Origin of the sequence: Listeria sp. ILCC796, assembly GCF_900186175.1 — a bacterium.
Taxonomy (GTDB): domain Bacteria; phylum Bacillota; class Bacilli; order Lactobacillales; family Listeriaceae; genus Listeria; species Listeria goaensis.
The window spans coordinates 367,791-392,111 of sequence record NZ_FYBV01000002.1 but is presented as its reverse complement, the minus strand read 5'-3'; the positions used below and the strand labels follow the sequence as shown (position 1 = coordinate 392,111).

25 protein-coding genes are annotated in these 24,321 nt (G+C 40.1%); 15 read left to right on the top strand and 10 right to left on the bottom strand.

Annotation, left to right across the window (positions count from 1 at the left end):
• The 4 genes from CFS04_RS04625 to CFS04_RS04610 all read left to right on the top strand — a co-directional run.
• A partial coding sequence (locus tag CFS04_RS04625) for a hypothetical protein (protein ID WP_159457920.1) occupies positions 1-1,007 on the top strand: 1,007 nt, incomplete at its 5' end.
• Positions 1,008-1,015: 8 nt separating this feature from the next.
• Complete coding sequence (locus CFS04_RS04620) at positions 1,016-1,387, top strand: hypothetical protein (protein WP_088809437.1); 372 nt, start codon at positions 1,016-1,018, stop codon at positions 1,385-1,387.
• A 132-nt stretch (positions 1,388-1,519) separates the two neighbouring features.
• Entirely contained in the window at positions 1,520-2,068 is a 549-nt protein-coding gene (locus CFS04_RS04615) for a CdiA family toxin C-terminal domain-containing protein (RefSeq protein ID WP_088809436.1), read from the top strand.
• A 30-nt stretch (positions 2,069-2,098) separates the two neighbouring features.
• On the top strand, positions 2,099-2,488 hold the full coding sequence (locus tag CFS04_RS04610) for a hypothetical protein (protein WP_088809435.1): 390 nt from the start codon (positions 2,099-2,101) through the stop codon (positions 2,486-2,488).
• A 533-nt stretch (positions 2,489-3,021) separates the two neighbouring features.
• Here CFS04_RS04610 and CFS04_RS04605 read toward each other — a convergent pair.
• Both CFS04_RS04605 and CFS04_RS04600 read right to left on the bottom strand, forming a co-directional pair.
• Entirely contained in the window at positions 3,022-4,818 is a 1,797-nt protein-coding gene (locus tag CFS04_RS04605) for an ABC transporter permease (RefSeq protein ID WP_088809434.1), read from the bottom strand.
• A complete protein-coding gene (locus CFS04_RS04600; RefSeq protein WP_088809433.1) occupies positions 4,808-5,584 on the bottom strand; it encodes an ABC transporter ATP-binding protein in 777 nt (258 codons plus the stop codon). Before CFS04_RS04600 ends, CFS04_RS04605 begins: the two co-directional genes overlap by 11 nt.
• 293 nt (positions 5,585-5,877) lie before the next feature.
• Between CFS04_RS04600 and CFS04_RS04595 the strand changes: the two genes are divergently transcribed.
• The 5 genes from CFS04_RS04595 (at position 5,878) to CFS04_RS04575 (ending at position 11,224) form a co-directional block, all read left to right on the top strand.
• Positions 5,878-7,605, top strand: a complete 1,728-nt coding sequence (locus CFS04_RS04595; RefSeq protein ID WP_088809432.1) for an ABC transporter ATP-binding protein — start codon at positions 5,878-5,880, stop codon at positions 7,603-7,605.
• A complete protein-coding gene (locus CFS04_RS04590; RefSeq protein ID WP_088809431.1) occupies positions 7,598-9,370 on the top strand; it encodes an ABC transporter ATP-binding protein in 1,773 nt (590 codons plus the stop codon). The genes CFS04_RS04595 and CFS04_RS04590 overlap by 8 nt, the downstream gene beginning before the upstream one ends.
• An 80-nt stretch (positions 9,371-9,450) precedes the next feature.
• Positions 9,451-9,801 carry a hypothetical protein gene (locus tag CFS04_RS04585; protein ID WP_088809430.1) on the top strand — a complete coding sequence of 117 codons (351 nt, stop codon included), beginning with the start codon at positions 9,451-9,453 and terminating at the stop codon, positions 9,799-9,801.
• 249 nt (positions 9,802-10,050) lie between these two features.
• The gene (locus CFS04_RS04580) at positions 10,051-10,281 is read left to right on the top strand and encodes a hypothetical protein (RefSeq protein ID WP_088809429.1); all 231 of its coding nucleotides are present in this window, start codon (positions 10,051-10,053) and stop codon (positions 10,279-10,281) included.
• 229 nt (positions 10,282-10,510) lie between these two features.
• Positions 10,511-11,224, top strand: coding sequence for a 16S rRNA pseudouridine(516) synthase (locus CFS04_RS04575; protein ID WP_088809428.1), 714 nt, complete (start codon positions 10,511-10,513; stop codon positions 11,222-11,224).
• On the opposite strand, the gene CFS04_RS04570 is transcribed toward CFS04_RS04575, so the two are convergent.
• The gene (locus CFS04_RS04570; protein WP_088809427.1) at positions 11,207-11,776 is read right to left on the bottom strand and encodes a TetR/AcrR family transcriptional regulator; all 570 of its coding nucleotides are present in this window, start codon (positions 11,774-11,776) and stop codon (positions 11,207-11,209) included. The genes CFS04_RS04575 and CFS04_RS04570 overlap by 18 nt on opposite strands.
• A gap of 161 nt (positions 11,777-11,937) precedes the next feature.
• Between CFS04_RS04570 and CFS04_RS04565 the strand changes: the two genes are divergently transcribed.
• Both CFS04_RS04565 and CFS04_RS04560 read left to right on the top strand, forming a co-directional pair.
• Complete coding sequence (locus tag CFS04_RS04565) at positions 11,938-12,699, top strand: SDR family oxidoreductase (protein ID WP_088809426.1); 762 nt, start codon at positions 11,938-11,940, stop codon at positions 12,697-12,699.
• 291 nt (positions 12,700-12,990) lie between these two features.
• Positions 12,991-14,445, top strand: a complete 1,455-nt coding sequence (locus CFS04_RS04560) for a lytic polysaccharide monooxygenase (RefSeq protein ID WP_088809425.1) — start codon at positions 12,991-12,993, stop codon at positions 14,443-14,445.
• Between the two features lie 55 nt (positions 14,446-14,500).
• Here the strand turns inward: CFS04_RS04560 and CFS04_RS04555 are convergent, their stop codons facing one another.
• The 5 genes from CFS04_RS04555 to CFS04_RS04535 all read right to left on the bottom strand — a co-directional run bounded on the left by CFS04_RS04555 (position 14,501) and on the right by CFS04_RS04535 (position 19,069).
• The gene (locus tag CFS04_RS04555; RefSeq protein WP_088809424.1) at positions 14,501-15,166 is read right to left on the bottom strand and encodes a Crp/Fnr family transcriptional regulator; all 666 of its coding nucleotides are present in this window, start codon (positions 15,164-15,166) and stop codon (positions 14,501-14,503) included.
• Between the two features lie 5 nt (positions 15,167-15,171).
• The gene (locus CFS04_RS04550; RefSeq protein WP_088809423.1) at positions 15,172-15,867 is read right to left on the bottom strand and encodes a cAMP-binding domain-containing protein; all 696 of its coding nucleotides are present in this window, start codon (positions 15,865-15,867) and stop codon (positions 15,172-15,174) included.
• 256 nt (positions 15,868-16,123) lie between these two features.
• Positions 16,124-17,020: a glycine betaine ABC transporter substrate-binding protein gene (locus CFS04_RS04545; RefSeq protein WP_088809422.1), complete on the bottom strand. Its 897-nt coding sequence runs from the start codon at positions 17,018-17,020 to the stop codon at positions 16,124-16,126.
• 11 nt (positions 17,021-17,031) lie between these two features.
• Entirely contained in the window at positions 17,032-17,883 is an 852-nt protein-coding gene (locus CFS04_RS04540; protein ID WP_088809421.1) for a proline/glycine betaine ABC transporter permease, read from the bottom strand.
• Positions 17,876-19,069 carry a glycine betaine/L-proline ABC transporter ATP-binding protein gene (locus CFS04_RS04535; RefSeq protein WP_088809420.1) on the bottom strand — a complete coding sequence of 398 codons (1,194 nt, stop codon included), beginning with the start codon at positions 19,067-19,069 and terminating at the stop codon, positions 17,876-17,878. Before CFS04_RS04535 ends, CFS04_RS04540 begins: the two co-directional genes overlap by 8 nt.
• 282 nt (positions 19,070-19,351) lie before the next feature.
• Here CFS04_RS04535 and CFS04_RS04530 point away from each other — a divergent pair, with 282 nt between their 5' ends.
• The 4 genes from CFS04_RS04530 to CFS04_RS04515 all read left to right on the top strand — a co-directional run bounded on the left by CFS04_RS04530 (position 19,352) and on the right by CFS04_RS04515 (position 22,862).
• Positions 19,352-20,470 carry a carbohydrate kinase gene (locus CFS04_RS04530; protein ID WP_088809419.1) on the top strand — a complete coding sequence of 373 codons (1,119 nt, stop codon included), beginning with the start codon at positions 19,352-19,354 and terminating at the stop codon, positions 20,468-20,470.
• Positions 20,467-21,378, top strand: a complete 912-nt coding sequence (locus tag CFS04_RS04525) for a pseudouridine-5'-phosphate glycosidase (RefSeq protein WP_088809418.1) — start codon at positions 20,467-20,469, stop codon at positions 21,376-21,378. The genes CFS04_RS04530 and CFS04_RS04525 overlap by 4 nt, the downstream gene beginning before the upstream one ends.
• 82 nt (positions 21,379-21,460) lie before the next feature.
• Complete coding sequence (locus tag CFS04_RS04520; protein WP_088809417.1) at positions 21,461-21,916, top strand: DUF523 domain-containing protein; 456 nt, start codon at positions 21,461-21,463, stop codon at positions 21,914-21,916.
• 118 nt (positions 21,917-22,034) lie between these two features.
• On the top strand, positions 22,035-22,862 hold the full coding sequence (locus tag CFS04_RS04515) for an acyltransferase (protein WP_088809416.1): 828 nt from the start codon (positions 22,035-22,037) through the stop codon (positions 22,860-22,862).
• Between the two features lie 37 nt (positions 22,863-22,899).
• Here CFS04_RS04515 and CFS04_RS04510 read toward each other — a convergent pair whose 3' ends face one another.
• Both CFS04_RS04510 and CFS04_RS04505 read right to left on the bottom strand, forming a co-directional pair.
• Positions 22,900-23,598, bottom strand: a complete 699-nt coding sequence (locus tag CFS04_RS04510) for a Crp/Fnr family transcriptional regulator (RefSeq protein ID WP_088809415.1) — start codon at positions 23,596-23,598, stop codon at positions 22,900-22,902.
• Positions 23,599-23,660: 62 nt separating this feature from the next.
• On the bottom strand, positions 23,661-24,251 hold the full coding sequence (locus CFS04_RS04505) for a biotin transporter BioY (protein ID WP_088809414.1): 591 nt from the start codon (positions 24,249-24,251) through the stop codon (positions 23,661-23,663).
• Positions 24,252-24,321 lie beyond the last annotated feature (70 nt).

The following is a 24,321-nucleotide window of genomic DNA, read 5'->3' as shown; positions in this document are numbered from 1 at the left end:
GGCAAGGTCAGCACCTACAGTATTCGATGCGGCTTTACGAAGCCATCGAGGCTGAAAAAGTGCTGGAGAAATACATCGCGTTTGAACAAAGCCACACGACTTTTTTCGCCCCGTTTAGCGAGCTTGTGCGTGCGGTGCAACGAGCGGTGGAGGCGCTGCAAAATCAGGTGCAATTCAACGCAGAAACCGGCCTGTACAGTGTCGCAAAAACCTTTGCGCCAGCGATGAAAAGTTTACAGAAGTCGCTGAATGAAGCACGCGGGATTGATCCGAAACTCGATGCCCAGTTGGAAGAGTACCTCCTTTTCAAGGTGGCGTACAAAGATTCCAGTGGAAAAGAACAAGCGATGTGGATTTTGGAGAAAGACGGGGTACGTGTCCCGAACAGCGAACTCGAAGCGTATTTAAAACGAACCGCTGACTACCAAGATAAGGATAAATATACTATACTAACGTTAGAAGAGTTAAACGAGAAAATCATGAAAGCCTGGCAAGATAAGACGTATTACATGGACGGAAAAGTGTATTCAGGCGCGGCAGGGAGCATCTTACAAGCTTCTGCGTATGTGGAGGACTGGGAAGGCCAACTAGCCGAATCCGGCATTATGTCGGCATTATCAGGCGTAGGCCTAGGCGCTGCGATAGCTCGTGGGAGTAAGACGTATAAGGGTGGTAGTGGGGCTAAGTTTGGGAGTACAGAGAAACTAACAGAGCATTTTATAAAACATGGAAGTGAGTTTAAAGGAGCCTATAAAAATGTAGATGAGTACTTGAAGGGAGCAAATGATGTTGTAAAGAAAGGAATTAAAGTAAAATATGCATATAAAGGAGAAACAAGGACAGGATATGTGAAATTTATGGGAAACAATTCAAAGGGAGAAGCGAAATTTGAATTTGTTGGAACCAATTTAAGTGGTGAAATAACTACCTACCATATTCAAAGCGGTAAAAAATTTTGGAAAACCATTAACGGGGAAAATATTCCTGAAATTACTCCCAGTAAGTAGGTGATAAAATGATATATAGAGCAGAGGTATTAAAAACAAGTACAGTGGTAGAAGAAGAAGTAGTTGCCAGGATAAAAGGAGTTGAATTCACAGGTTTCATCGCGTATGCTCCTTATCAGGTGCAAGAAAATAAGGATTATTTGTTAGAACCTAGTCTTTTTCTAGTGGATGATCCCAAAATTTTTGAGAACGATGCAAATGAAAAAACACTTGTAAGAAAAGGGGATACTTTTTCTTATCAGGTAAAAGGCTATTTAACTCATGAAGGAATGCTGGATATAGGCTTTATAATTGATGATGAAATTTTAAAAGATTATGGACACTTCTTTGGAAGATATATAAGTTTTCAAGTTGATAGAATTGATTTAGATTTTCAATAAAAGTACATCAATCAAAATAGTCGTAATCAACTTTTTAGCAAGAAAAAGAGAAACAAATCCTAACACAGGAAATGTTTCTCTTTTTTCTATCCTCATTCACTTCCCATCAAGCTCTTCTTCGTCATAAGCCAAATGAATATCCATATCAAAAAAAGGGCGTATTATGTTAAACTAAAAAGTGGAAACGATGGTTATTCAATCTGCTCCAGCCCCAAGGGAGGTAGTGGGGCTAGTAATTTCAAATTTGGAAGTAATTCAAAGAATCATTTGAAAAATGTGGAGACGGTCAATACTAAAAAAGGTGTTGTCGGTGGTCATAATATGGTTGAATTCAATAATGCATTGAAGAATCAAGGGTTTAAATCAGAAGACTTGATTGTTTTTAAAAAACCACCCCCAACTATTGATGGTATTTATGAAGTTGAATATAGAATACCTAGAAAAGATATGGCGGGCAAGGTCGCAGAGCCAGTGTCGTATAAAAATATTAAGAATCCAAAAACAATTTATGATCCTGCTAAAATTAGTGACGAGGAAATATATAAGTGGGGAAAAGAAGCAATGCAAAATGGGGAAATTAATGGAAGCCTTGTTGAAGGAACAGCACCGAATGGTTTGAAATTCAGAGGGTATTTGGATGAAGCTGGTGAAATAACAAACTTTTTCCCTATTCTTGATTAATTGAACTATAATAATTTAGGAGGAAGAGAAATGAGTGAAGGCTATCAAATTGTTGGCAATAAAACTGATATTGATAAAATAATATCAACCTATTTCAACTTCATTAGTGGTAAATATTTGAAAACAGCATTAAAATGTTTTGCAAATAAAAAAGGATATGGGCAAGAAATAGTTTTTGTTTTTTTTGAAAAGGATTTAGATGACTACGGTATGGCTCAATTACCTAAACCGCTAGATGATAAACATGTTTTAGTTGAGTTAGGCTTTCCAGCTGTCGAAATAGACCAAATAGCGTATTTAGACTTCAAAACTTTTTATAGTTATTTAGAAGAGAATGTAAAAACTGAAATAGAAAAAAATTCAGGAGAAGGTGAATTAATAGAGCTATTAAAACAAGTTAAAAGCAGTTTAGAAATATAGTTTTTGCACCCCGTAACTTGATTGCCAGTAGCTAACAAAAGCTAGCTGTATTTATTGTACAGAAATTCAATATTGAAAAAGAAGCGATTCAGTTTTTTCTTTTTCTACTTTTATAACTTAATTTTTAGCCTCAAGGGAGGTAATGGGGTTAATCTATTCCATAGATAAGGAAAAATGCTACACAAGGTAAAGCCTTTGAACAGCAGGAATTCTAAAAATTTGAAAATAATGCAGATGAAACTGTGGAGCAGATGGCTATCAAATTGGAGAATTTGATTTAAATACAAGTGGATGAAATCCTTGTGCAGTTTACTATGTTATGCTAGATTAACAAGGACGTAGATAGAAGAAATTTTAGTAAGAGCGAAAATATGCATAAGCTTCCTAGTAAAGTAGTCATAGGAAGATGGGACATAAATAAAAAAAGCAAAAATCCAGTAAAACCCATTTTGGAAAACGGGATAATTACTGGATTTTTGCTTGTCTATTTTCCCTTTTTATGGAAAATAATCTAATTACATCCCAGTCGCTTTTCAATCCAAACTAGCTTTTTTCAAAACGATTCCTTTATAAAGTGTCACGGTAATGAAATAATAAATACAGTAAATCGCTAGGAAAAGTAACACGGGAACATAAAAATGATAATACGGGTTGATGAGAAGGAAAGAGAACATTTCCATGCCTAGCGCAACATGAATAAAGCCGATGATGCCTGGGAATAAGAAGATAAGAAACATTTCCTTGTAAATGGACTGTTTTAAGAGGCGCCGACGCACACCGATTTTTTCAAGCATTTCATAGCGGCGAATATCTTGAGTAGCGCCAGTCAAAATTTTAAACATTAGACAGCTCGCCATCATTGTAAGGAAAGCGAAACCGAGGAAGAAGCCCATAAACACTGTTCCACTCGCAAACGAGTTGTACATTTTATAAGAGCTATATTTGCTGCTTGTAATCTCTTTTCCGTAGCGAGCACTCTCCAATTCGTCCATTTTCTTTAATTCATCGAGATGCGAAACAAAGTTCGTTGTTTTTCCAAAATAAACTGTGCCAAGGTCGCCGTCCACATTAGAAAAATCAGCGGCAGACACGATTTTGAAAGTTTGATTCTGCGTTTCAGTTTGCGGGAAAGCTAAAGATAAGGCAGTGTCCCAAGCGTTTTGAGTCGCTTCCGAGTATTCTTTTAAACGCTTCGTTTCACTTTCACCATCTAGCGAATAGTTTTGTGCTAAAATTGGTTTTTTATTAAGTTCGCTGACATTGAAATAGACAGTATCGTTTTTTTGTTTATAAGCATATGTGGTTTTTTCTTTGAAATCGATTTCTTTCATGACAGCTTTCTCTGCCGGAGTTGGATTGACGATTTTTAAATCATACGCATCCATTCGGTCAGCGAGTAGCGGCCCATTATTTTGAAAGGCGAATCCAACTGAGATGGCGCCCACGCCAAGCGCGATAAGCATTGCTACGGTTGCTAAAACGCGTGTTAGTTGGCTTACACGGAAATTTAACTGCGCATACGTAAATGAGTTCAGTCGTTTGCTTTTTAAAATTTGTTTTTCGCGGCGTTTTTGAATGATTAATGGCAGGAAGGTTGCGAAAAACAAATAAGTGCCTAATGTAATGGTAAATAGTGCCACTATAATTCCGATATATTGCGTTTGCTTAATATCTATCATGCAGTAGTAACCAATTGCGAGTAGGATAATCGAAATGATAGCTTTTAAAACGATGGCTTTTTTACGGATAATAATTTTTTCTGATTTGGCATCGCCGTGGACTAAATCTAAAACGGTCACTTTTGAAATTTGAATCAAATTTGCAAATGCCGACAAAATAAAGAGGGCAGCAAAAAAGATACAAGTGACAATGAGCGACGGGAGATAAAATGGTGCATACGTGCTCGAATGAAATTCTAGTTGTTTCATCAAAGCTTGACCAATTAGGGCGGCAAGGCCTGTACCTAGCGCCGTTCCAATCAGTAAGGAAATGATGCCGATGAACATCGTTTCAATGAACATAATCAGTGAAATTTTGCGTTTTTTAGCGCCAAGTGTCATGTACATGCCGAATTCTTTTTGGCGTAAGGAAAACAAAAATGAGTTTGCGTAAAGCACGTAGGCAATTGTGATGATGGCGAGCAAAACGGATCCCGCCTGGAAAACAAAACTGACGGCATTAATCATCGCGTTTTCTTGAATAAAGGCTTTGTTTAAGGCAAGTGTTTCAAACATGTAAAAAATGGAAATGGACATAATTAAACCGAGTAAAAGTACAGCATAGTCTTTCGCTCGACTACGCATGCTCGATAAGGCGAGCTTAAATATCATCACTGTCACCCCGATTTTGTCCGAAAGTTGCGAGCACGTCTAGTATTTCTTTATAGAAGTCACTTCGGCTACCTGCGCGATTTAACTCTTTGTAAAGCACGCCATCTTGAATGAACAAGATGCGTTCGCAAAAACTAGCGCTTTGTGGGTCATGGGTGACCATTAAAATGGAAACATCTTGTTCCTCATTTAATTCCGTCATTGTTTCGAGTAAGCTTAAAGCATTTTTAGAATCTAGCGCACCTGTTGGCTCATCGCCTAACAAAATCGCTGGTTCATGCACAAGGGCGCGAGCGGCTGCGGTACGTTGTTTTTGACCACCGGATACTTCAGCAGGATATTTGTGTAAAATATCAGAGATGCCAAGCTGGCGGGCAACAATTTGTACGCGCTCACGGATTTTTTTCGGTTTTACGTCTTGCAAAGAGAGGGGAAGTGCAATGTTTTCATAGAGCGTTAAATTTTCAAGTAAGTTGAAATCCTGAAAAATAAATCCGAGTGATTGAGCACGAAAATCGGATAATTGGTCGTTTTTCATTTGGGTAATATCGACTCCAGCAATTTCGACTTTACCATTTGTTGGGCGGTCTAGTGTGGAGAGGACGTTCAGAAGGGTTGTTTTGCCTGAACCAGATGGCCCCATGATACCTATAAACTCCCCTTTTCTCATCGAAAAAGAAATATCTTTTAATGCGATGGATTGATTTTGATTTTTTTTACCGTAGATTTTTTCAATATGTTCTACATGTACGACATTGTTTGTCATGAAAAATTCCTCCTAATAGCTTGTCTATATTAGTATCATAAGGCAATTGTGCGATTGGAACATTCGAACGAGGTGACAAAAGTAGATTATTTTACTTACATTTTTGTCATTTTCGGCAGCAAGTTTGTGAACGTGTCAGAAAACTGCGCTAAATTAGAGATTTTAAAATGTTAAAAGCTGTTTTTCTCATTCTACAGACTGATTTTTCACAAATAAATCAAATGAGGGTTGAAAAAGATTTTATTATCGAGTAGAATAAGTGTTCGTCTTATTCTTTTTCAGGGAGGTTTACAATGAAGATTTTATTTCAACATTTGAAGAAATATCGAATGCAGACGATTTTATCCACGCTGTTTGTAGCCATTATGGTAGCGTCACAACTCTGGCAGCCTAAATTATTGCAACAAGTGCTCGATGCAATTATGGAAGACAAAATGGATGAAATAACGTCAATCGGTATTGTTCTTGTGGCAGTTGCTATCGTTGGTTTAATTGCAGGTATTTTAAACACGGTTTTATCAGCAAAAATTGCCCAAGGCGTGGGGGCTGACATCCGAGAGAGTAGCTTTCGAAAAGTTCAAACATTTTCATTTAGCAATATCGAACGTTTTTCGACTGGTAATTTAGTTGTCAGACAAACCAATGATATTACACAAGTTCAAAATTTAGTGATGATGTCACTTCAATCTTTAACGCGTATTCCGATCATGTTTATCGGAAGTTTTATTTTGGCGTTAGTGACATTACCTGCACTTTGGTGGGTTATTATTTTACTTGTTGTGCTCGTAGTATTAATCGTTATGATTACATTCGGGGCAATGGGGAAACATTTTGCAAAAATCCAAGCTTTCCTAGATAAGGTGAACGCAATTGCTAAGGAAAACTTAGCGGGGATGCGTGTGGTCAAAAGTTTTGTCCAAGAAGATAACGAACTTAAAAGATTTTCAGATACGAGTGATAAGCTAACAAGGCATACAATTATTGTAGGAACACTGTTTTCTGTTATGATTCCAGCGTTTATGCTCGTTTCGAACTTGGCAGTCGTTGTTTCGATTTATTTTGTTGGGGATATGGTAAAAGACGACCCAACTGTAATCGGGGCAATTGCTTCATTTATGAACTACTTAATGCAAATTATGATGGCAATCATTATCGGAGGTATGCTTACGATGATGGCTTCTCGTGCGTTCATTTCGCTTGGACGTATTAGTGAAGTTTTAAATACAGATGCAGATATTAAATATGATGAAGATGCGTCAGATGAAGACTTATCTGGTAGTGTCGAATTTAAAAATGTAAGTTTCCGTTACGAAGGAGATGACCAAAACGCGTTAAGCGATATTTCCTTTAAGGCGGCTCCTGGCGAGATGGTCGGGATTGTTGGGGCTACTGGTGCTGGTAAATCGACGCTTGCGCAGCTAATTCCACGACTTTATGACCCATCTGAAGGAGAGATTTTAATCGGTGGAAAGAACTTAGTACATGTGAATAAAAATACGCTACGCAAAACGGTTTCGTTAGTGTTGCAACGTGCGATTTTATTCTCAGGTACGATTTCTGACAACCTGCGCCACGGCAAAAAAGATGCGAATGACAATGATATGGAAAAAGCGACATCAATTGCACAGGCGAAAGAGTTCATTGAACGTCAAGATAAAATTTATGAAGCGATTGTGGAAGAACGCGGGAATAACTTTTCTGGCGGACAAAAACAACGCTTATCGATTTCACGCGGTGTTATCGGGGATCCGAAAATCTTGATTTTAGATGATAGTACGAGTGCGCTCGATGCTCGCTCCGAAAAACTCGTGAAAGAGGCGCTTAACAAAGAGCTTGATGATACAACTACATTTATTATTGCACAAAAGATTTCTTCTGTTATTCATGCGGATAAAATCTTAGTTTTAGATGGGGGTAAACTTGTTTCGGTTGGTTCGCACAAAGAATTGCTTGAGATAAGCCCGATTTATCAAGAAATCTATGAAACTCAAAAAGGAAAGGATGCGTGGGGAAATGAGTGAGTTTAAACAAATTACAAAATTCTTCTGGCACTATCTTCGCGCGTATAAATTACAACTTTCTGTTATCATCCTAGCGGTTATTGGTGCAACTTATTTGCAAGTTAAGGCGCCGCAATTTATTGGTGATGCGATTCAAGAGCTTGCCAATTATGCTGTAAAACTATTTACTACGGGTGTTGATGATAAATCAGAGTTCCATCATATTTTATGGATGCTACTTCTGTTTTATGTGTTAACTTCTGTAGCGACATTTATTCAAAGCATTATTATGACTGGTGTTTCTGGTAAGGCAACGAACCGGATGCGTATTGGTTTGTTCCGCAAAATGGAAAAACTTTCGATTCGCTTTTTCGACCGTCATAATGATGGGGAGATGCTAAGCCGTTTTACAAGTGATATGGATAACATCTCAAATACGCTTAATCAGGCGATCGTTCAAGTTTTATCTAACCTGGCCTTAATGATCGGCGTTATCATTATGATGTTCAATCAAAACGTTGAGTTGGCGCTTGTGACGCTAATTGCTTCACCGTTTGCGATTATCATTGCGGCGATTATTATTCGCAAGGCGCGTAGATATGTGGACTTACAACAAGATAGTTTGGGGCATCTAAACGCCTATATCGATGAAAAAATTTCTGGTCAAAAAGTGATTATCACAAATGGCCTCGAAGAAGAAACGATTGAAGGTTTTGTGAAGCACAACAATACGGTTAAAAATGCAACATATAAAGGACAAGTCTATTCAGGCTTACTTTTCCCCGTGATGCAAGGTATTTCGCTTTTAAATACGGCGATTGTCATCTTCTTCGGTGGATATTTAGCTTTAAACGGTAGCCTTGAACGTTCTGTTGCACTTGGTTTAATCGTAATGTTCGTGCAGTATTCGCAACAGTTTTATATGCCACTTACGCAGATTTCCTCGCAGTATAGCATGTTACAACTTGCAATTACTGGGGCGCGTCGTGTGAGTGAAGTATTCAATGAAAAAGATGAGTTTGAGCGTCCAAATGTGAGCAAAATTGATGGTATCAATACACAAGTTGCGCTTAAAAACGTGAACTTTGGTTATGATCCAGAAAAACCGGTTCTAAAAAATGTCAACATTACGCTTGATAAAGGCAAAATGGTGGCAGTTGTTGGGCCAACTGGTTCGGGTAAAACAACTATCATGAACTTGCTAAATCGCTTTTATAATGTGGATAGCGGCGAGATTGAATTTGATGGTAAAGATATTCGCGACATTGAGCTGAAATCACTCAGAAAACAAGTCGGAATCGTCTTGCAAGACTCTGTTCTGTTTAGCGGTACGATTCACGAAAACATTTCTTTTGGAAAACCGGAAGCACACCGCGATGATGTGGTATCGGCTGCGAAACAAGCCAATATTCACGATTTTATTATGACACTTGAAAAAGGTTATGATACGGAAATTAGTGATGAAAACAACATCTTTAGTGTTGGTCAGAAACAATTAATCAGCATTGCCCGAACGATTTTAACAAACCCAAGCTTGCTTATTTTGGATGAGGCGACAAGTAACGTTGATACGGTTACGGAGAGCAAAATTCAAAAGGCGATGGACAATGTTATTTCCGGTCGGACGAGTTTTGTTATCGCACACAGGCTGAAAACCATTTTAGACGCCGATCATATTGTTGTCTTGCACCAAGGTGAAGTCATTGAGGAAGGTACGCATGAAGGTTTACTGCAACAAAAAGGCTTCTACGCGGAACTTTATCATAATCAATTTGTATTGGAATAAAATGTTAGAGAGAGGCTGGGATTATGTCCTGGCCTCTTTTCATGTATAATGGAACAAAATAATGGGTGAAGGAGCTTGCAATGAAAAAATTTGGTTGGCTAGTTATACTGCTTTTTTTAGCGGGCTGCGGAAATGCGGAACCTGCGGATACATATGTGATGCTTGACGGGGTGATTAGTCGGGCTCATACGGGGGAAAATACGAGTGTTTTTGTGCGCGACTTATCTTCTCTTGATACCGATTTGCAAGGTGAAACGGAGCTTCATGCGATTAGTAAAATTGAAAATGAGAAGGATGGACGGGCGCTGAACGTGGCGTCGCTTGATGTGGAGGACCGTGTCCAAGTCTATTTGAAGGCGGATTTTAAAACGAAAGAAAAAGCAGTTCGGGAAATTGCTTATAAAGATATTATTAAAATTGTGAAGGAATAGTGGCATTAAATGATGTGTGCTTCAGTTGTGGAAACTACACTTTTAGAAACACTTGTTTTTGGAATTGCGGGAACAGCAAGGGGTGCGGTTCATGTAGTTACAGAAGCTGAGGCATATAGCTAATCTGTAAATATAATAAGAAACTGGTTTAAATGTGGCTAAAATGTGAAACTTTCCGAAAATAGGTTTCAATCCCTCCTTTTTCGAGTAAAATAAAAGTGATAGAGGCAGCGATTGGAGGAAGGACATATGGAAAAGCTAAATATTGAGCCAGCTTCTGTAGATGATATTAAACAAGTTGAAGAGCTTTTTATGGAACTAGAGGATTTAATTAAAGATTGCAATAATCTCGATGCGTTTGAAAAATTGGTCCGAATAGAATTGAAATTAGAAGAGTATCGGCTTAAACAAACACTGGCTGGTCAAGCAATCGAATCTGCGTATGCGGTAAAGCTAGAAAGTTTATTACGAAATGCTTAGGTTGCCAGTAACTGGCATTTTTCAAAGTCCTTGCTCGCTTCCCCGCACGGTCTGGCAAATAATGCCTTTCCTGTTTTCAATGCTGTTCTTGACCATGTGTGCGATGATACGTTTGTAGTGTGTAAGATTAGAAACAGACTTCCTACTGGGGGTCTGTTTTTTTATGGCGTTAGCGATGTTAAATTGATAGAATGAAAGAAAGATTAAAGTTCGTGATGGAGGAAAAAAGATGCGTCTAGATAAATTGCTTGCACATGCTGGTTTTGGGACAAGGAAGATTGTGAAAAATGTTTTAAAAAAAGAGGAAGTACTTGTGGACGGAAAACGGGTACGTGATGGGGCTTTTCAAGTTGTGTCAGCGAAAAATATTGTGACGGTCAATGGAGAGGCTGTTATGTATGCGGAACAGCTTTATTATATGTTGAATAAACCGCAGGGCGTTTTAAGTGCAACGGAAGACAAGGCGAGTAAGACGGTTATTGATTTGCTGGCAGAAAATGATAAGCGGCAAGGATTGTTCCCGGTTGGACGGCTAGATAAAGATACGGAAGGCTTGCTGATTTTAACGACAGATGGGCAGATGGCGCATGAACTTCTTTCGCCCAAAAAACATGTTGCTAAGGTTTATTTTGCGCGCACAGAAGGTGTTGTAACGGCAGAAGATGCGGCAGTATTTAAAATGGGCGTCACTTTCTTGGATGGCTATCAAGCGATGCCTGCAAGTCTTGAAATTATCCGCGTACACGGTGGTCAGTCAGACGTTCGGGTGACCATTTATGAAGGGAAATTTCATCAAGTGAAAAAAATGTTTGAAGCAGTTGGGAAAAAAGTGGTGTATTTAAAGCGAGAAAAAATGGGCAATTTAACGCTTGATGAGCAGCTTGCGCTTGGTGCCTATCGCCCTCTTTCAGATGCTGAACTGGCGTTACTTCGCGGTATCTAGTTGGTGCTGTGCTTTTAAAATGAGGAAGAGCTGTTGGGCCATATAGTCCGCGCTTTCTTGAAAATGATTTTCTGTCCAATAAACGATGATGCCAAAAATGGCGTGCGCCTGATAACTTGTGAGGACTTGCGGATTGATGTTGGCTAAGTTGGATTTAGTGGCATCGCGCAAAACTAAGTCTTGAATAACATGACAGACACGATTTTGAAAGCCGGGACCTATTTTTGATGAGATGACATGGCTATAAAATAATTGATTTCTATATACGTGATCAAAAATTTTAATCATGTGCGGCTGTAAATTTCTAGTGGAAAAAGCTTTATTTTGTTTATAAGGGTCGTCATAAGCGGTGCGCAAATCGTTTAAAACAGACTCTGTTAATTCGTGTAGCAAATCCTCCTTTTCACCATAGTGCTTGTAAAAGGTAGAGCGATTGACGTCGGCTTCTTGGACGAGCTCGGTGATGGTAATTTGCTGAACATTTTTTGTTTTTAATAATTCTAAGAAGGCACGATAAAAGGCATTTTTCGTTTTTTGGATACGTCTATCCATTTTTATCCCTCCAATGTTTACTTATTCAACATATATCAGAAAAATGGTGCTTAAGCAACGATAATGACTCTCGTTACTGATTGAATCCGCTTTCAATGAGTTGTATACTTGAGTGGAGAGCTAGAAACTTTAGCTGGAAAGCAATCAAGGAGGTAATAGTAATGGGGAAATTAAAAGGAAAAGTTGCTGTCATCACTGGGGCTGCGTCAGGCATGGGGAAACAAATTGCGCTGCTTTATGCAAAAGAAGGGGCGAAAATCGTTGTGGCAGATTTGAATTTGGAGAATGCGCAAGCGACGGTTGACGAAATTGTGGCGAGTGGTGGTGAAGGGCTAGCGGTTGTGGCAAATGTCATGAAACAAGCAGATGTTGATGGCATGATTGATGCAGCAGTTGATAAATACGGCAAGCTTGATATTTTGGTAAATAATGCGGGAATCATGGATAATTTTGTGCCCGTTTCTGAAGTGACGGATGACCTCTGGGAGCGTGTTTTATCTATTAATACGACGGGGGTAATGCGGGCGGCTCGAAAGGCTATTCCGTTATTTGAAGAAAATGGTGGCGGTGTTATTGTGAATATTGCATCAGCAGGCGGATTGTTCGGTTCGAGGGCAGGAGCGGCCTATACGGCGTCTAAACATGCTGTTGTTGGTTTAACTAAAAATATTGGTTTCCAATATGCAAATAAAAATATTCGCTGTAATGCTATCGCACCTGGAGCGGTGAATACAAATATTGGGACTTCCATTTATGACCCGAGTGCTTTTGGTCAAGAACGAGCAATGGCGGGAATGAACATTAACCCTCGTGTAGGTGAGGCCTCTGAAATTGCGAAGGTCGCTTTATTCCTTGGGTCAGATGATTCAAGTTTTGTAAATGGTACAATTATAACGGCGGATGCTGGGTGGACGGCTTACTAGAATGGTTTAAAAAGAGAAGAATTTTTCTTCTCTTTTTTTTTATGTGAACAAATTGTGATAGTTTGTTTAAATAGGTTCTCCATTACGGAAAATTGTAAAGGTTATTGGTTTTGTAAGGGGGACATTGATAATTTGGCGATACTGAGAAAATGTGACAAAAATGAGAACGTTTTCTTTAGAAAAAGATAGAAAAATCCGTCATAGAATATCTACAGACAATCTGGTTTGGCCTCGGTATGCTAGAGAATGAACCTAGTGTCAGGTTCAAACTTAATTTAAAGGAGGAGAATTATGAAGAATAAATTGAAGTTAGGTGTGTTTTTGGGTGTAGTTAGTGTGTGTTTAACAGCAGGATTTACATTAAATGCAGATGCTCATGGGTATATTTCAAAACCTGAAAGTAGAGCATATTTAGCTAATAAAGGGCTAAATGTCAACGTTGGAGCTGTTCAATATGAACCGCAAAGCGTTGAAGGTCCGAAAGGTTTTCCAAGTAGAGGACCTGTAGATGGTACTATTGCTGGGGCAGGGAAATATGCACCTTTAGATGAGCAAACTGCATCACGATGGCATAAAGTAAATCTTAATCCTGGACCGACTGTGGTGGAGTGGACACTAACTGCGCCGCATCCAACATCTAGCTGGGATTATTACATTACGAAAAAGGGCTGGAATCCGAATATGCCTTTAGTTCGAAGTGAACTGGAATTAATTAAACATATTGATGGCGGGAATTTGAAGCCTGAAAAAGTAGTTCGTCAACAGATTGATATTCCATCAGATCGTTCTGGTTACTATGTCATTTTAGGTGTCTGGAGTATTGCAGATACTGGCAATGCGTTTTATCAAGTAATTGATGCGAATATTAGTGGCGATGCTAAACCAAGCAGCGATTCAGAAGCGCCAACTCAACCAACTCAGTTGAAACGAACCATGGCAACAGCAAATAGTATTGCTTTTAGTTGGAAAGCGTCAACGGATAATGTTGGTGTGGCGAAATATACGGTTTATCGCAATGGCGTAAAAGTTGGTGAAACGGCTGGAACTTCTTATACAGATAAAAATTTACAAAGTGAAAAAGCTTACACCTATACGGTTGTTGCAGAAGATTTTTCTGGTAATAAATCAACGGTTAGCCAACCATTAACGCTAAGTACTACTCCAGTACCAGCAGTAGATACTGTCGCGCCAACTGCACCAGCTAATCTTCATGTCATGGGACAAAAAGAATCGAGTGTTTCACTCATGTGGAATGCGGCATCAGATAATGTAAGAGTCTCACAATATGAAGTTTACCGAAATGGGAAAAAAGTCAGAACAACAGCTTCAACGATGTTTGAGGATGTTAACTTAGTAAAAGGAAATTACGATTATACCGTTTATGCGGTTGATGCAGCAGGGAATCGTTCGAAAGCAAGCAATGGGATTTCAGTAAATGTGATTGGTGGAGGAGAAATAATTCCGCCCGTGCCAGTAGTTGGAGATGACGTGTGGCAAGCGAACAAGATTTATTTTGAAAATGATGTCGTCAACTATAATGGCAAAACATATCGCGCAAAATGGTGGACGAGAGCGAACAATCCAGAGTATAACAGCGTTTGGCAATTAGTTAGCGATCATGTTCAAGTGTGGAATGCACAAAAAGCTTATACAGCTGGAGAAAGAGTTAGCTACAACGGGAAGATTTATCAAGCCAAGTGGTGGGTAAGAGGTCAGAGCCCAGATCTTGGTGGTGCCTGGGAATAATCAACAAGAATGCCCTGAGCATATCCTCAGCCCCCCGAGGAATGCTCAGGCTTTTTTACGAAAAAGTTGAAAGTTTTTTTAAGCGTTCGCAGTCCAAAACAATGCCAGTTTCATCACTTTTCAGTATAAGCTTTTGCTTACTTAAACGCTTAAAAATATTTTCAATATGGTGCGTAGAACATTTTAAAGGATTCGCCACCATGTTTTCGTCAAAAAGAGGGAGTGTGACGTACTGCTGTTTAAGATCTTGCCTTGTTAAAATAATAAATTCCATAAGTAAATCAATCACTCTTTGTTTTAAAGGGGATTTTTTCTCTTGATAATTGAAAGTGAGAAACTTATAGCGTACAATCAGTTCCTCAATGATGAAATGAAAGAGTGCCGGGTGTGTGTACATATATTGCAAAAAGAAATATTTTTGAATTTCAAATGCCTGACCGTCTGTTAAAGCGATGGCCCGGTAATTGGTAGTATCCTCATATTTCCTGTTTGAAAAACAATGTTCGATGCCGAAAACAGCACCTACGGCTATTAAAGTTTCAAATTCCCAACTGTTTTTTCGACTTACTTCGACTTTAGCAATTCCTTCTGTTAAAACTAAAAGTGTGTCAGGACGATTAAGGTTTTGGCTGATATCCAAGTTTGGTGAAAAAGAAACTTCTTCCAATTTATTCCCGTGATTTTCATTCAGCAGTGAAGCAATTAAATCTAAAGGAGGCATTGGATTTACACCTCTTTTGAGAGGCAAGTTATTTTTGATAATTGTTGCAATTTTTGATAGTTTGTAATGTGGAAAGCTTCTTCCGTCTCAAGCAAAATCTGTTTTTCAGTGAGTTCATGAAGCACCTCTTGTATCGTTATTAAAGAGGCTTTTAAATAGGTGCTAAGCATTTCAGCACTAATAGGGTAGGGGAAAAGCACCGCGTTTTGTTCAACGGTTGCTTCAGATAAGATAATAAACTCGAGAAGTAAATCGGCCATTCGCTGGCGTAGCATGGCTTTTTTTTCGCGACAGTTAAAAGAAGTGTAGATATATCGCAACGAAAGCTTTTCATATAAGGCGGAAAAAATTTGTGGATTTGCATAAAAATGATTGATGAAGTATTCCTTTTCGATGACAAGGAATTCACCGTCTGTGGCACCAATTAATTTGAATTTCGAGGGTAAGAGGTTGGCTGTCTGGGGGGTTAAGAGGTTATCTATACCGGCGCAATCATTTGGAACTAGAAAAGTATTAAATTTCCATTTTCCTTTATGATGAATCTCTAAAATGGCCATTCCTTTTGTTATAAAAATAATATAGTCTCGCATGCAGGATTTTTCGTTACAGTAGGCAACTTCTTCGGGGACAAATACAACTTTTTTTGTATATTCTTTGGCTAGCTGGACGTCAGTTGTAAGGAATTGGTAGATGGTTTTCATAAGAAATGACTCCTCACTATAAATTGTACACTGGATACAAAATGGCTCTGTTACAGCATTTGTTGTCTATTTGCGGTGATTATAGCATACTTTTTTAGATGAGAAAAGTTCATTTTGATGTTGAATTGTGTCAAGAATTTGTCGTTTTAGTGAAAAAAGGCATTTTCCATAAACCGGAAAATACCTCAGACTGATTTTATGCGGTGAATTTTGTTTAGCATAAAGTTACAATCTGAGGTTTCCGCTTTAACAGTCGTTATTTTTTTAAATCTTCAATAGAGTTAATGTCTTTCATATACGTTGGGACAGCCAGACCAACTTTGGCGCCCTTCAAATTGACACCTAAATCTTCAATGTCTGATTTGTAGTCTTTATAGTAAATGCCAGCTGTGTTTGGTAACCAGGCGGCGACCATGCCATCAGCGGCGCCAGTTGCAACAGATGCCCACATAGGTTGGATTTCCATAGCTTGAATAGTTGGCTTATAGCCGATGCTACGTAAAACCTCGGCGACGACATTGGTGGAGGCAATTTCGGAATCCCAAGCGACATACGTTAGCTTGATGTCATCACCGCTTACTTTTGGAACGCCGTCTGTCCATTCGGCCACTTTATCGGGATTTTTTTTCACCCATTTTTTAGCAGCCTTTTCGGGATCAGCGCCATCATTCACTTCAAGCATGACGTCGGACATTTCCTCAGGCGTCCAATTAAACTTATCTAAAACCGCGTAGGCAGAAGGTTTTTCCTTCTTCAAACCTTTACGGACAATTGTATGAATATCTTCCGCATCACCAAAAACATTTTTTGGATCTTCTAAAAATTTAAGGTCAAATTTTGTGAACATCCAGTGTGGCGTCCAGCCGGTCACAACGATTGGCCGTTTATCTTTAATGGCTTTTTCGAGTGTGGATGTCATGGCAGCGGTGGAGCTCGTTTGCAGTTGCCAGTTATAATCGTCTAGGTTGTACGCTTTAATTGCGTTTTGCGTGGAAAGCATAATTCCTGCGCCGGCATCAATTCCCGTAATCGTATAGTTAATTTGCTCGCCGAGGGGTTTTGAAGCATCATAAGGCGCAAGTTCTGTCCCACAAGAAGCTAAAAGGAGCGAAAGGATACTAAGCAATGTCACGAGTCTTAATTTTTTCCACATAGTAGCCCTCCTTAGTTTTCAATTTTTGATTTTTTATTAAAGCTTTGCGTCAGACGGTCGAGAATGATGGCTACGATGACGATTGCGATTCCGGCAACGAAACCACCTCCAGCGTCATTACGTCCAACAGCGAAGTAGACACGCGTTCCTAGCCCCATTGCGCCAATCATGGAGGCGATGACGACCATTGATAATGCGAGCATGATACTTTGGTTGATGCCTGCCATCATGGTTGATTTGGCCATCGGTAGCTCTACTTTAAATAGTTTTTGGAAACCAGTTGAGCCGAACGAATCGGCAGCTTCTACGAGTTCAGTCGACACTTGGCGAATCCCAAGGTTTGTCATGCGCACAGTAGGAGGCATGGCGAAAATAACGGACGCGACGACGCCAGGCACCATACCGATGCCGAAAAAGGCAACAGCTGGAATTAAGTAAACGAACGCCGGCATCGTTTGCATGAAGTCGAGCACTGGCTTGAAAAATGCTTCAGCAACGTTGCTTTTAGACATCCAAATCCCTAGTGGAACCCCAATAACAAGAGCGATTAAGCTACTGGTTAAAACGAGGGTTAGCGTCTGTGTCATGTCTCGCCAAAAATCAAGGTTCCAAATGAGCAGCAATCCGACTAATTCGAAAGTCATAAGCCCCCATTTCTTACCTTTTCGGTTTAGCCAATAGGTTAAAGCGAGAACTAAAATAATAAAAATGTATGGCGGCAGCAAATCGAAAACCCACTGAAAAGCGTCAACAATTCCGCCGATAATATTTGTGATAACGTTAAAAAATCCTTCAAATTGCGTTAAGCTATCAACAAGACTGTCAATCCAGCTTGCGAGTGGAATTGTAGGAATGTTAGGCATTAGCGTTCACCTCATTTCCAGAAAGTGCGGCTAGAACGGAGCCGCGAATAATAATGCCTTTGAGTCGCCCATTTTCAGTTACAGCGACTGGAATCGATGTCGTGGAAATTAAATCCATTAAATCGTTTAATGGTGTGTCTGGATCGGTGGTTGGCACGTCAGTTTGAATAACGGATTCAAGCGAAGAGATGTTTTCCTTCACAAGTTTTGAAACGTCCGTTGCATGGGCAATGCCGACTAGTTCCCGTCCTTTTTTTACGACAAAAATACTTGAAGTGCCAGTTTCACGCATTCTTTGCAGCGCAACACGTGGCCCGTCTTTTTCAACGTGAACGATTTCAGGACGTATCATGACGTGGCTTGCGGTATAAACTTTCGAACGGTCAACGTCTTCGATGAATTTCTCAACATATGTATTTGCAGGATGTGCGAGAATTTCTTCAGGAGTACCCGTTTGAACGACCGAGCCGTCGCGCATAATCATAATATGATCGCCGATTCGCAAAGCTTCATCTAAATCATGCGTAATAAAAATAATCGTTTTTTGCATCGTATCTTGTAAATCTAGTAATTGGTCTTGCATATCTTTTCGGTTAAGTGGATCGAGTGCGGAAAAAGCTTCGTCCATCAAAAGAATGTCAGGGTTGTTGGCAAGCGCTCTGGCTAACCCAACGCGTTGTTGCATTCCGCCAGAAAGTTGGGAAGGATACTGCGCGCCATAACCGGCTAAGCCAACTAATTCAAGTGCTTCTTGCGCTTGTTTAGTCCTATCATTTTTCGGAATTTTCTGTACTTCTAGGCCATACTCTACATTACTTTGAATGGTACGATTCGGAAATAGTCCGAAATTTTGAAAGACCATGCTCATACTTTTTCTACGAACTTTGCGCAGCTCTTTTTTATCAAGCTTGGATAAATCCTTTCCGTCCAACCAAATTTCACCACTGGTAGGTTCGATTAACCGGTTTAAAAGACGAACGAGTGTAGACTTGCCACTTCCGGAAAGTCCCATGATAACAAAGATTTCGCCTTCTTCGACTTGAAAAGATGCTTGATTAACACCGATCGTCGAACCAGTTTCTTTTAATATCTCTGTTTTTGATTTGCCTTCTGTAAGCAGTGTGGAAGCTTTCGAAGTTTTTTTACCAAAAATCTTCGTCAGATTCGTAACTTCAATTTTACTCAAAACTTAATTCTCCTCTCGTAGTTGATTGGTTTTATTTCACATAACAAAATAAAACTAACGTTTACCATTGTAACGAAGATTCGGGATAAAATCATCCTTTCGACTTGGGATAGGGAAAATATTGGTGTTTCACTAGTGTATTCAATCCCATCATAGCAGGGGTTTTCAGAAAATGAAAAAAATCCGAAAAAAATTTCTTTCTCTTGAAATAAAGCGCTTTTATTGTTATTATAAACATGTGTTTAAAAAATAAACAAAAGTTTAGAAATGGAGGTGTTCTCCGTGGAAAACGAAAATCAAAAAATGAACGAAAAGGAAGAAATTATTTTTAATTCTATCCGCAAAAACCCATACATTTCACAACAAGAACTTGCGGACATTTTGGACCTTTCAAGACCGACTGTCGCTAACTTAATTTCTGGTCTGATTCGAAAAGGGCGCATTCTAGGCAAAGCATACATTTTAAACGAATCGAAGCAAATCATTTGTGTGGGCGGCGCGAACGTGGACCGTAAATTTTATATGAAAGAAAAGTCGCAGCTTGGGACGTCGAATCCAGTTCGGTCTTCGCAGAGCGCAGGCGGTGTCGCACGGAACATTGCTGAAAACCTAGGACGTCTCGGCAAAGAAGTGATATTACTTACGGCATGCGGCGCTGATGCTGACTGGGAAGCGATTGTTCGGGCGAGCGATACGTATATGAATTTAGATTACGTCACCGCCTTTCCAAGTATTTCAACGGGTTCTTATACGGCTGTTTTGGAAGGAAATGGGGATTTGCTTGTGGCGCTTGCTGACATGGAAGCGTACGAACATCTGACGCCAGATGCACTGCGCAAAAATGAAGCCCTGCTCGCGCGTTCCAGTGCGATTGTCGCCGATTTGAATTGCCCGAAAGAGTCGCTTGCCTATTTAGGTAACTTTGCGGAAACAAGTCAAGTGCCACTCGTCTTAGTTCCCGTATCCTCACCTAAAATGGCGCGTCTTCCAGAAGATTTGCATCAAGTTACTTGGTTAATCGCGAACCGTGATGAAACCGAAACGCATTTTGGAATGAAAATTGAAAACGATGAAGCTTGGCGTTTAGCTGTTCAGAAATGGCTAGATACAGGGATTCAAAACGTTGTTATCACAAATGGGAAACACGGTGCAATGGCAGGAAATCAAGCTGAAGGGATTATTCATGAACCAGCAATTGTGGCGCCTGTGATTCGCGATGTGACAGGCGCTGGGGACGCTTTTTGTTCCGCTGTCATTTACGCTTGGCTTGAAGGGAAGACGCTTCGTGAAACGGTTCTTGCCGGGAGTGTCAATGCGTATAAAACATTGCTATCGGAATTTACAGTACGGCAAAATTTGTCGACATCTGAACTACAAAAAGATTTGGAGGAAATCAAATGAAAAACTATTTATCATTTTCAGAAGAAGTGAAGGCAGCAAAATTAGCAGGAAAACCTATTGTGGCATTAGAATCGACCATTATTTCACACGGTATGCCATATCCGCAAAATGTTGAAATGGCGCGCGAAGTGGAAGAAATCATTCGTGAAAATGGTGCTGTACCTGCCACAATTGCAATTATGGATGGGCAAATTAAAATTGGGCTTTCAGATGCGGAGCTAGAACTTTTTGCAAAAAGTGATAATGTGGCAAAAGTTTCCCGTCGAGACATCGGCTATCTTGTTGCCACTAAACAATTGGGGGCGACAACTGTTGCAGCGACTATGATTTGTGCAGAACTTGCTGAAATCGCGATTTTTGTAACCGGCGGAATTGGCGGCGTTCACCGCGGTGCTGAAACAACGATGGATGTATCGGCTGATCTTGAAGAGTTAGCAAAAACGAATGTGGCAGTCATTTGTGCTGGCGCGAAATCGATTCTTGATCTAGGCTTAACAATGGAATATTTAGAAACAAAAGGGGTTCCAGTAATTGGATACGCAACGGACGTGCTACCAGCGTTCTATACGCGCACGAGCGAAATTGAGCTAACTATCCGTGCCGATGAACCAAAAGTTATCGCAGAAAGCTTGAAAGCGAAGTGGGATTTGAAAATTGACGGCGGCGCAGTCATCGCTAATCCAATCCCGGAAGCGCACGCAATGCCTGCTGACGAAATTAACGCAGTCATTCAAACGGCCTTGAAAGAGGCTCGGGAAAACGGCATTCACGGTAAGGACGTCACGCCATTCTTGCTCGCTAAAGTGAAAGAACTGACGGCTGGCAAAAGCCTCGAAGCCAACATCGAACTGGTGAAGCACAACGCTTTAATTGGTTCTCAAATTGCTGTCGCATATCAAAATCTGTAAAACTAAACGCTGTGGTTTCTTTAACTGAAATCATGGCGTTTTTTTGTTAAAATAAAAGTAGTAAAAAAAGGGGTGAAAAGCTTTGAAGATGGTGAGTGCATGTCTTGCGGGCATTCCTTGTCGTTACGACGGGGCGCATAAGGAAAATGAAACATTAAAAAAATTGGTGGAGAGTGGCGCTGCGATTTCGCTTTGTCCAGAAATGCTTGGTGGACTTCCCACGCCTAGAAATCCGGCTGAAATTGTGGGCGGAGACGGTAAAGACGTCTGGTCTGGTACGGCAAAAGTAGTGGATAATTTAGGTGCAGATGTGACGGAAATTTACAAAGAAGGTGCACGCAAAACGTTAGAGCAACTCCGCGAGCTTGGAATCGAGCAAGTTATTTTGAAGGAAAAAAGTCCGTCTTGCGGTGCGTGTCAAATTTATGATGGCACATTTTCAGGGGGATTAAAAAAAGGTGTTGGTGTGACGGCGGCTTATTTGCAGCTCCACGGTTTGAGCGTCGTTTCTGATGAGCAATTTAGTAGTGAAAAGTGACGAAAGTTTTGATTTAAATTCTACAGATTGATATACTGATAGTGTTGGAAAAGAATACAATTTTGGAGTGAGGGTTTTAATTTTCACTACGAAAATTTGGGCTAAAGGGAGAGCGTTAATGATCAAGGGAAATGTAGAAGAACAGAGTAATAATGTGTTTTTAAATCAAGAAAAAGTCCAGTTTCAAAATTCAGAAGTGGTGTTTAATGGGAAGGACAACTTGCTGATTTTAGATGAGAATGTAACTTTGAGAAATTCGAAAATTATTTTTCATGGAGATCATTCGGTCGTATATATTAAAAAAACGCTTCAAAATCAAATTATGATAAATCTTAATATTCATGCAGGTTCTACAGTGTTTATCGACGAAGGAGCTTCTTTTAATGGCGTTTTAAATGCGATTATATCGGAACATCAAAATCTTATCGTTGGAAAAGATGCGATGTTTTCTTTTGGAAGTTGGATACGTACGTCCGATGTACACCCCATCTATCAAATTGAAAGCGGGGAGCGGTTAAACAGACCGGCATCCGTTTTAATAGGGGACCATGTATGGATTGGACAAGATGTTAAGTTGTTAAAAGGTGCTACAATTGGCTCTGGCAGCATTGTTGGCGCTAATGCAATTGTCACGTCTGTTGTGCCGAATAACGCTGTAGTAGCAGGAAATCCAGCTAGAGTCGTGAAAGAAAGTGTTTTTTGGGAAAGGCCTTCGATGCATCTCGTACATCCTAGCGAAAATGTCACGAAAGAAGTAGAAACGAATAAATTTATTTTTAGTGGACCTTCAACGCAAAGTGTATGGAAAGATTTAAGTCAGGCGCTGTCTAATAAGCGTAATTCTTTTGAAAAGAAAACGTTGATTGACAGCATAGATTCAAATTCCAAGCTTTGCTGTTACGTTGAAAAGAAAAATAAAGGCGTTTTCGGGAAATTTAAAAAATAAGAAAATCTGATCTAAGACATAATAAAAAACCACGAAGCTAAAAGGTTTCGTGGTTAAATTTTTGCATTAAGCGCGCTTTTCGAGCGGCGAACTCATTAATTCGCCACGGTTTCGGTGAGAGCGTAAGGATGCCTTCTTCTTCGAGTTTCCGCAAGTTAGTCGCCACATAGGCGCGCGCTAAATTGGCGTAGTTTCCTAAAATCTTTTGGGTGAAAAAATAGGGAATGAGGCACGCGCCGTCATCCTCCATTCGACCAAATTGAGCGCCAATGCGAATTAAAGCGGCTAGGATTTTTTGGTCGGAAGGTAGTTGCGCCTCGGCTTCCCGCAGCAAGATTGGCTGAACGATGCGATTCAATTGTGCAAAAGCAGAAAACTCTGAGTGGCGTTTAAAGCGGCTATGCGCGTAATCGCGCGGAAAACGGTGCACAGTCATTTCGCTAATGGCCGTATACGTAACGGGTGAAACCGCATCTGGTTCGATGTGGAGAAATCCGATGCCTTCCCCTTTCCCGCAAAAAGATAAAATGCTATCTTCTTTACATGTATTTTTGCTCATTGCGGCTACGCCTTCTGTCACTATGTAAAAATATGGGTGATTTTCGCCTTCAAGGAGGATATTCTCCCCGCGCTTGATGTTTAAGCGCAAATACGGAAGTTGTGCTGCATCCGCTTCATATAAAACCTCTGCAAGACTGGGCTTTTGCGCCTCTCTTGTCCCTTTTTCTAAAACCATAACCGAGTCCCCTTTTCTCAGTATTTGATTTTTATTATACGGGAGAAAAAGGGGATTTTGAATTATTTAGACTGTGTAGTGTTGAGCGTTTCCTTCGTGTTCGGCGTGTTGTCAGGAAGGAGTTTGCTTTTGATGAGCTGACGGCGAATTTTAAGTCCGATGTAGCCGGCCAAAACGGCTTTGATGATGCCTGGAATGATAAACGGGAATACGCCCGTGAAAAAAGCGGCGCCAAGCGTCATGCCTGCGCTAATTTGCAACCAAAACATGCCGAACAGGAGCGTCACAAAAGCTCCGAGAATATTGGCGATGGCGGCATTCAAATTGGTGTAGCCAAACTTGTCGAGCAGAAAGCCGGTCAAAAAGGCATTGCCGATGAAGCCAATAATAAATCCGCCGGTGACGCCTAGAATGATGCCAAGTCCGGCTGTCATTCCTTGGAAAACCGGGATGCCAAACGCGCCAAGTAGTATGTAGACGGTGACGGAAATTGTGGCATGGCGGGCACCTAGAATGGTGGCGGCAAGCCCAACTGCGAATGTTTGGCCGGTAAATGGAATGGGGCCAAGCGGAATAGCTATTTGAGCTAAAATCGCGATAATGACGGCAAAAAGCGCGTCTACGATTAGAAATTTTAATTTTGTATTAGGCAAATTGTTCACTCCTTAATGTTAACTTTTATTTTTAAAGGTTAACATTAAATGCGTTTTTTTTCAAGAAAAA

What these genes read in the sequence shown, in the direction of transcription:
- CFS04_RS04620 (WP_088809437.1), top strand. Translation starts at nt 1,016, where the DNA reads ATGATATATAGAGCAGAGGTATTAAAAACAAGTACAGTGGTAGAAGAA.
- CFS04_RS04615 (WP_088809436.1), top strand. Translation starts at nt 1,520, where the DNA reads ATGAATATCCATATCAAAAAAAGGGCGTATTATGTTAAACTAAAAAGT.
- CFS04_RS04610 (WP_088809435.1), top strand. Translation starts at nt 2,099, where the DNA reads ATGAGTGAAGGCTATCAAATTGTTGGCAATAAAACTGATATTGATAAA.
- CFS04_RS04605 (WP_088809434.1), bottom strand. Translation starts at nt 4,818, where the DNA reads ATGATATTTAAGCTCGCCTTATCGAGCATGCGTAGTCGAGCGAAAGAC.
- CFS04_RS04600 (WP_088809433.1), bottom strand. Translation starts at nt 5,584, where the DNA reads ATGACAAACAATGTCGTACATGTAGAACATATTGAAAAAATCTACGGT.
- CFS04_RS04595 (WP_088809432.1), top strand. Translation starts at nt 5,878, where the DNA reads ATGAAGATTTTATTTCAACATTTGAAGAAATATCGAATGCAGACGATT.
- CFS04_RS04590 (WP_088809431.1), top strand. Translation starts at nt 7,598, where the DNA reads ATGAGTGAGTTTAAACAAATTACAAAATTCTTCTGGCACTATCTTCGC.
- CFS04_RS04585 (WP_088809430.1), top strand. Translation starts at nt 9,451, where the DNA reads ATGAAAAAATTTGGTTGGCTAGTTATACTGCTTTTTTTAGCGGGCTGC.
- CFS04_RS04580 (WP_088809429.1), top strand. Translation starts at nt 10,051, where the DNA reads ATGGAAAAGCTAAATATTGAGCCAGCTTCTGTAGATGATATTAAACAA.
- CFS04_RS04575 (WP_088809428.1), top strand. Translation starts at nt 10,511, where the DNA reads ATGCGTCTAGATAAATTGCTTGCACATGCTGGTTTTGGGACAAGGAAG.
- CFS04_RS04570 (WP_088809427.1), bottom strand. Translation starts at nt 11,776, where the DNA reads ATGGATAGACGTATCCAAAAAACGAAAAATGCCTTTTATCGTGCCTTC.
- CFS04_RS04565 (WP_088809426.1), top strand. Translation starts at nt 11,938, where the DNA reads ATGGGGAAATTAAAAGGAAAAGTTGCTGTCATCACTGGGGCTGCGTCA.
- CFS04_RS04560 (WP_088809425.1), top strand. Translation starts at nt 12,991, where the DNA reads ATGAAGAATAAATTGAAGTTAGGTGTGTTTTTGGGTGTAGTTAGTGTG.
- CFS04_RS04555 (WP_088809424.1), bottom strand. Translation starts at nt 15,166, where the DNA reads ATGCCTCCTTTAGATTTAATTGCTTCACTGCTGAATGAAAATCACGGG.
- CFS04_RS04550 (WP_088809423.1), bottom strand. Translation starts at nt 15,867, where the DNA reads ATGAAAACCATCTACCAATTCCTTACAACTGACGTCCAGCTAGCCAAA.
- CFS04_RS04545 (WP_088809422.1), bottom strand. Translation starts at nt 17,020, where the DNA reads ATGTGGAAAAAATTAAGACTCGTGACATTGCTTAGTATCCTTTCGCTC.
- CFS04_RS04540 (WP_088809421.1), bottom strand. Translation starts at nt 17,883, where the DNA reads ATGCCTAACATTCCTACAATTCCACTCGCAAGCTGGATTGACAGTCTT.
- CFS04_RS04525 (WP_088809418.1), top strand. Translation starts at nt 20,467, where the DNA reads ATGAAAAACTATTTATCATTTTCAGAAGAAGTGAAGGCAGCAAAATTA.
- CFS04_RS04515 (WP_088809416.1), top strand. Translation starts at nt 22,035, where the DNA reads ATGATCAAGGGAAATGTAGAAGAACAGAGTAATAATGTGTTTTTAAAT.
- CFS04_RS04510 (WP_088809415.1), bottom strand. Translation starts at nt 23,598, where the DNA reads ATGGTTTTAGAAAAAGGGACAAGAGAGGCGCAAAAGCCCAGTCTTGCA.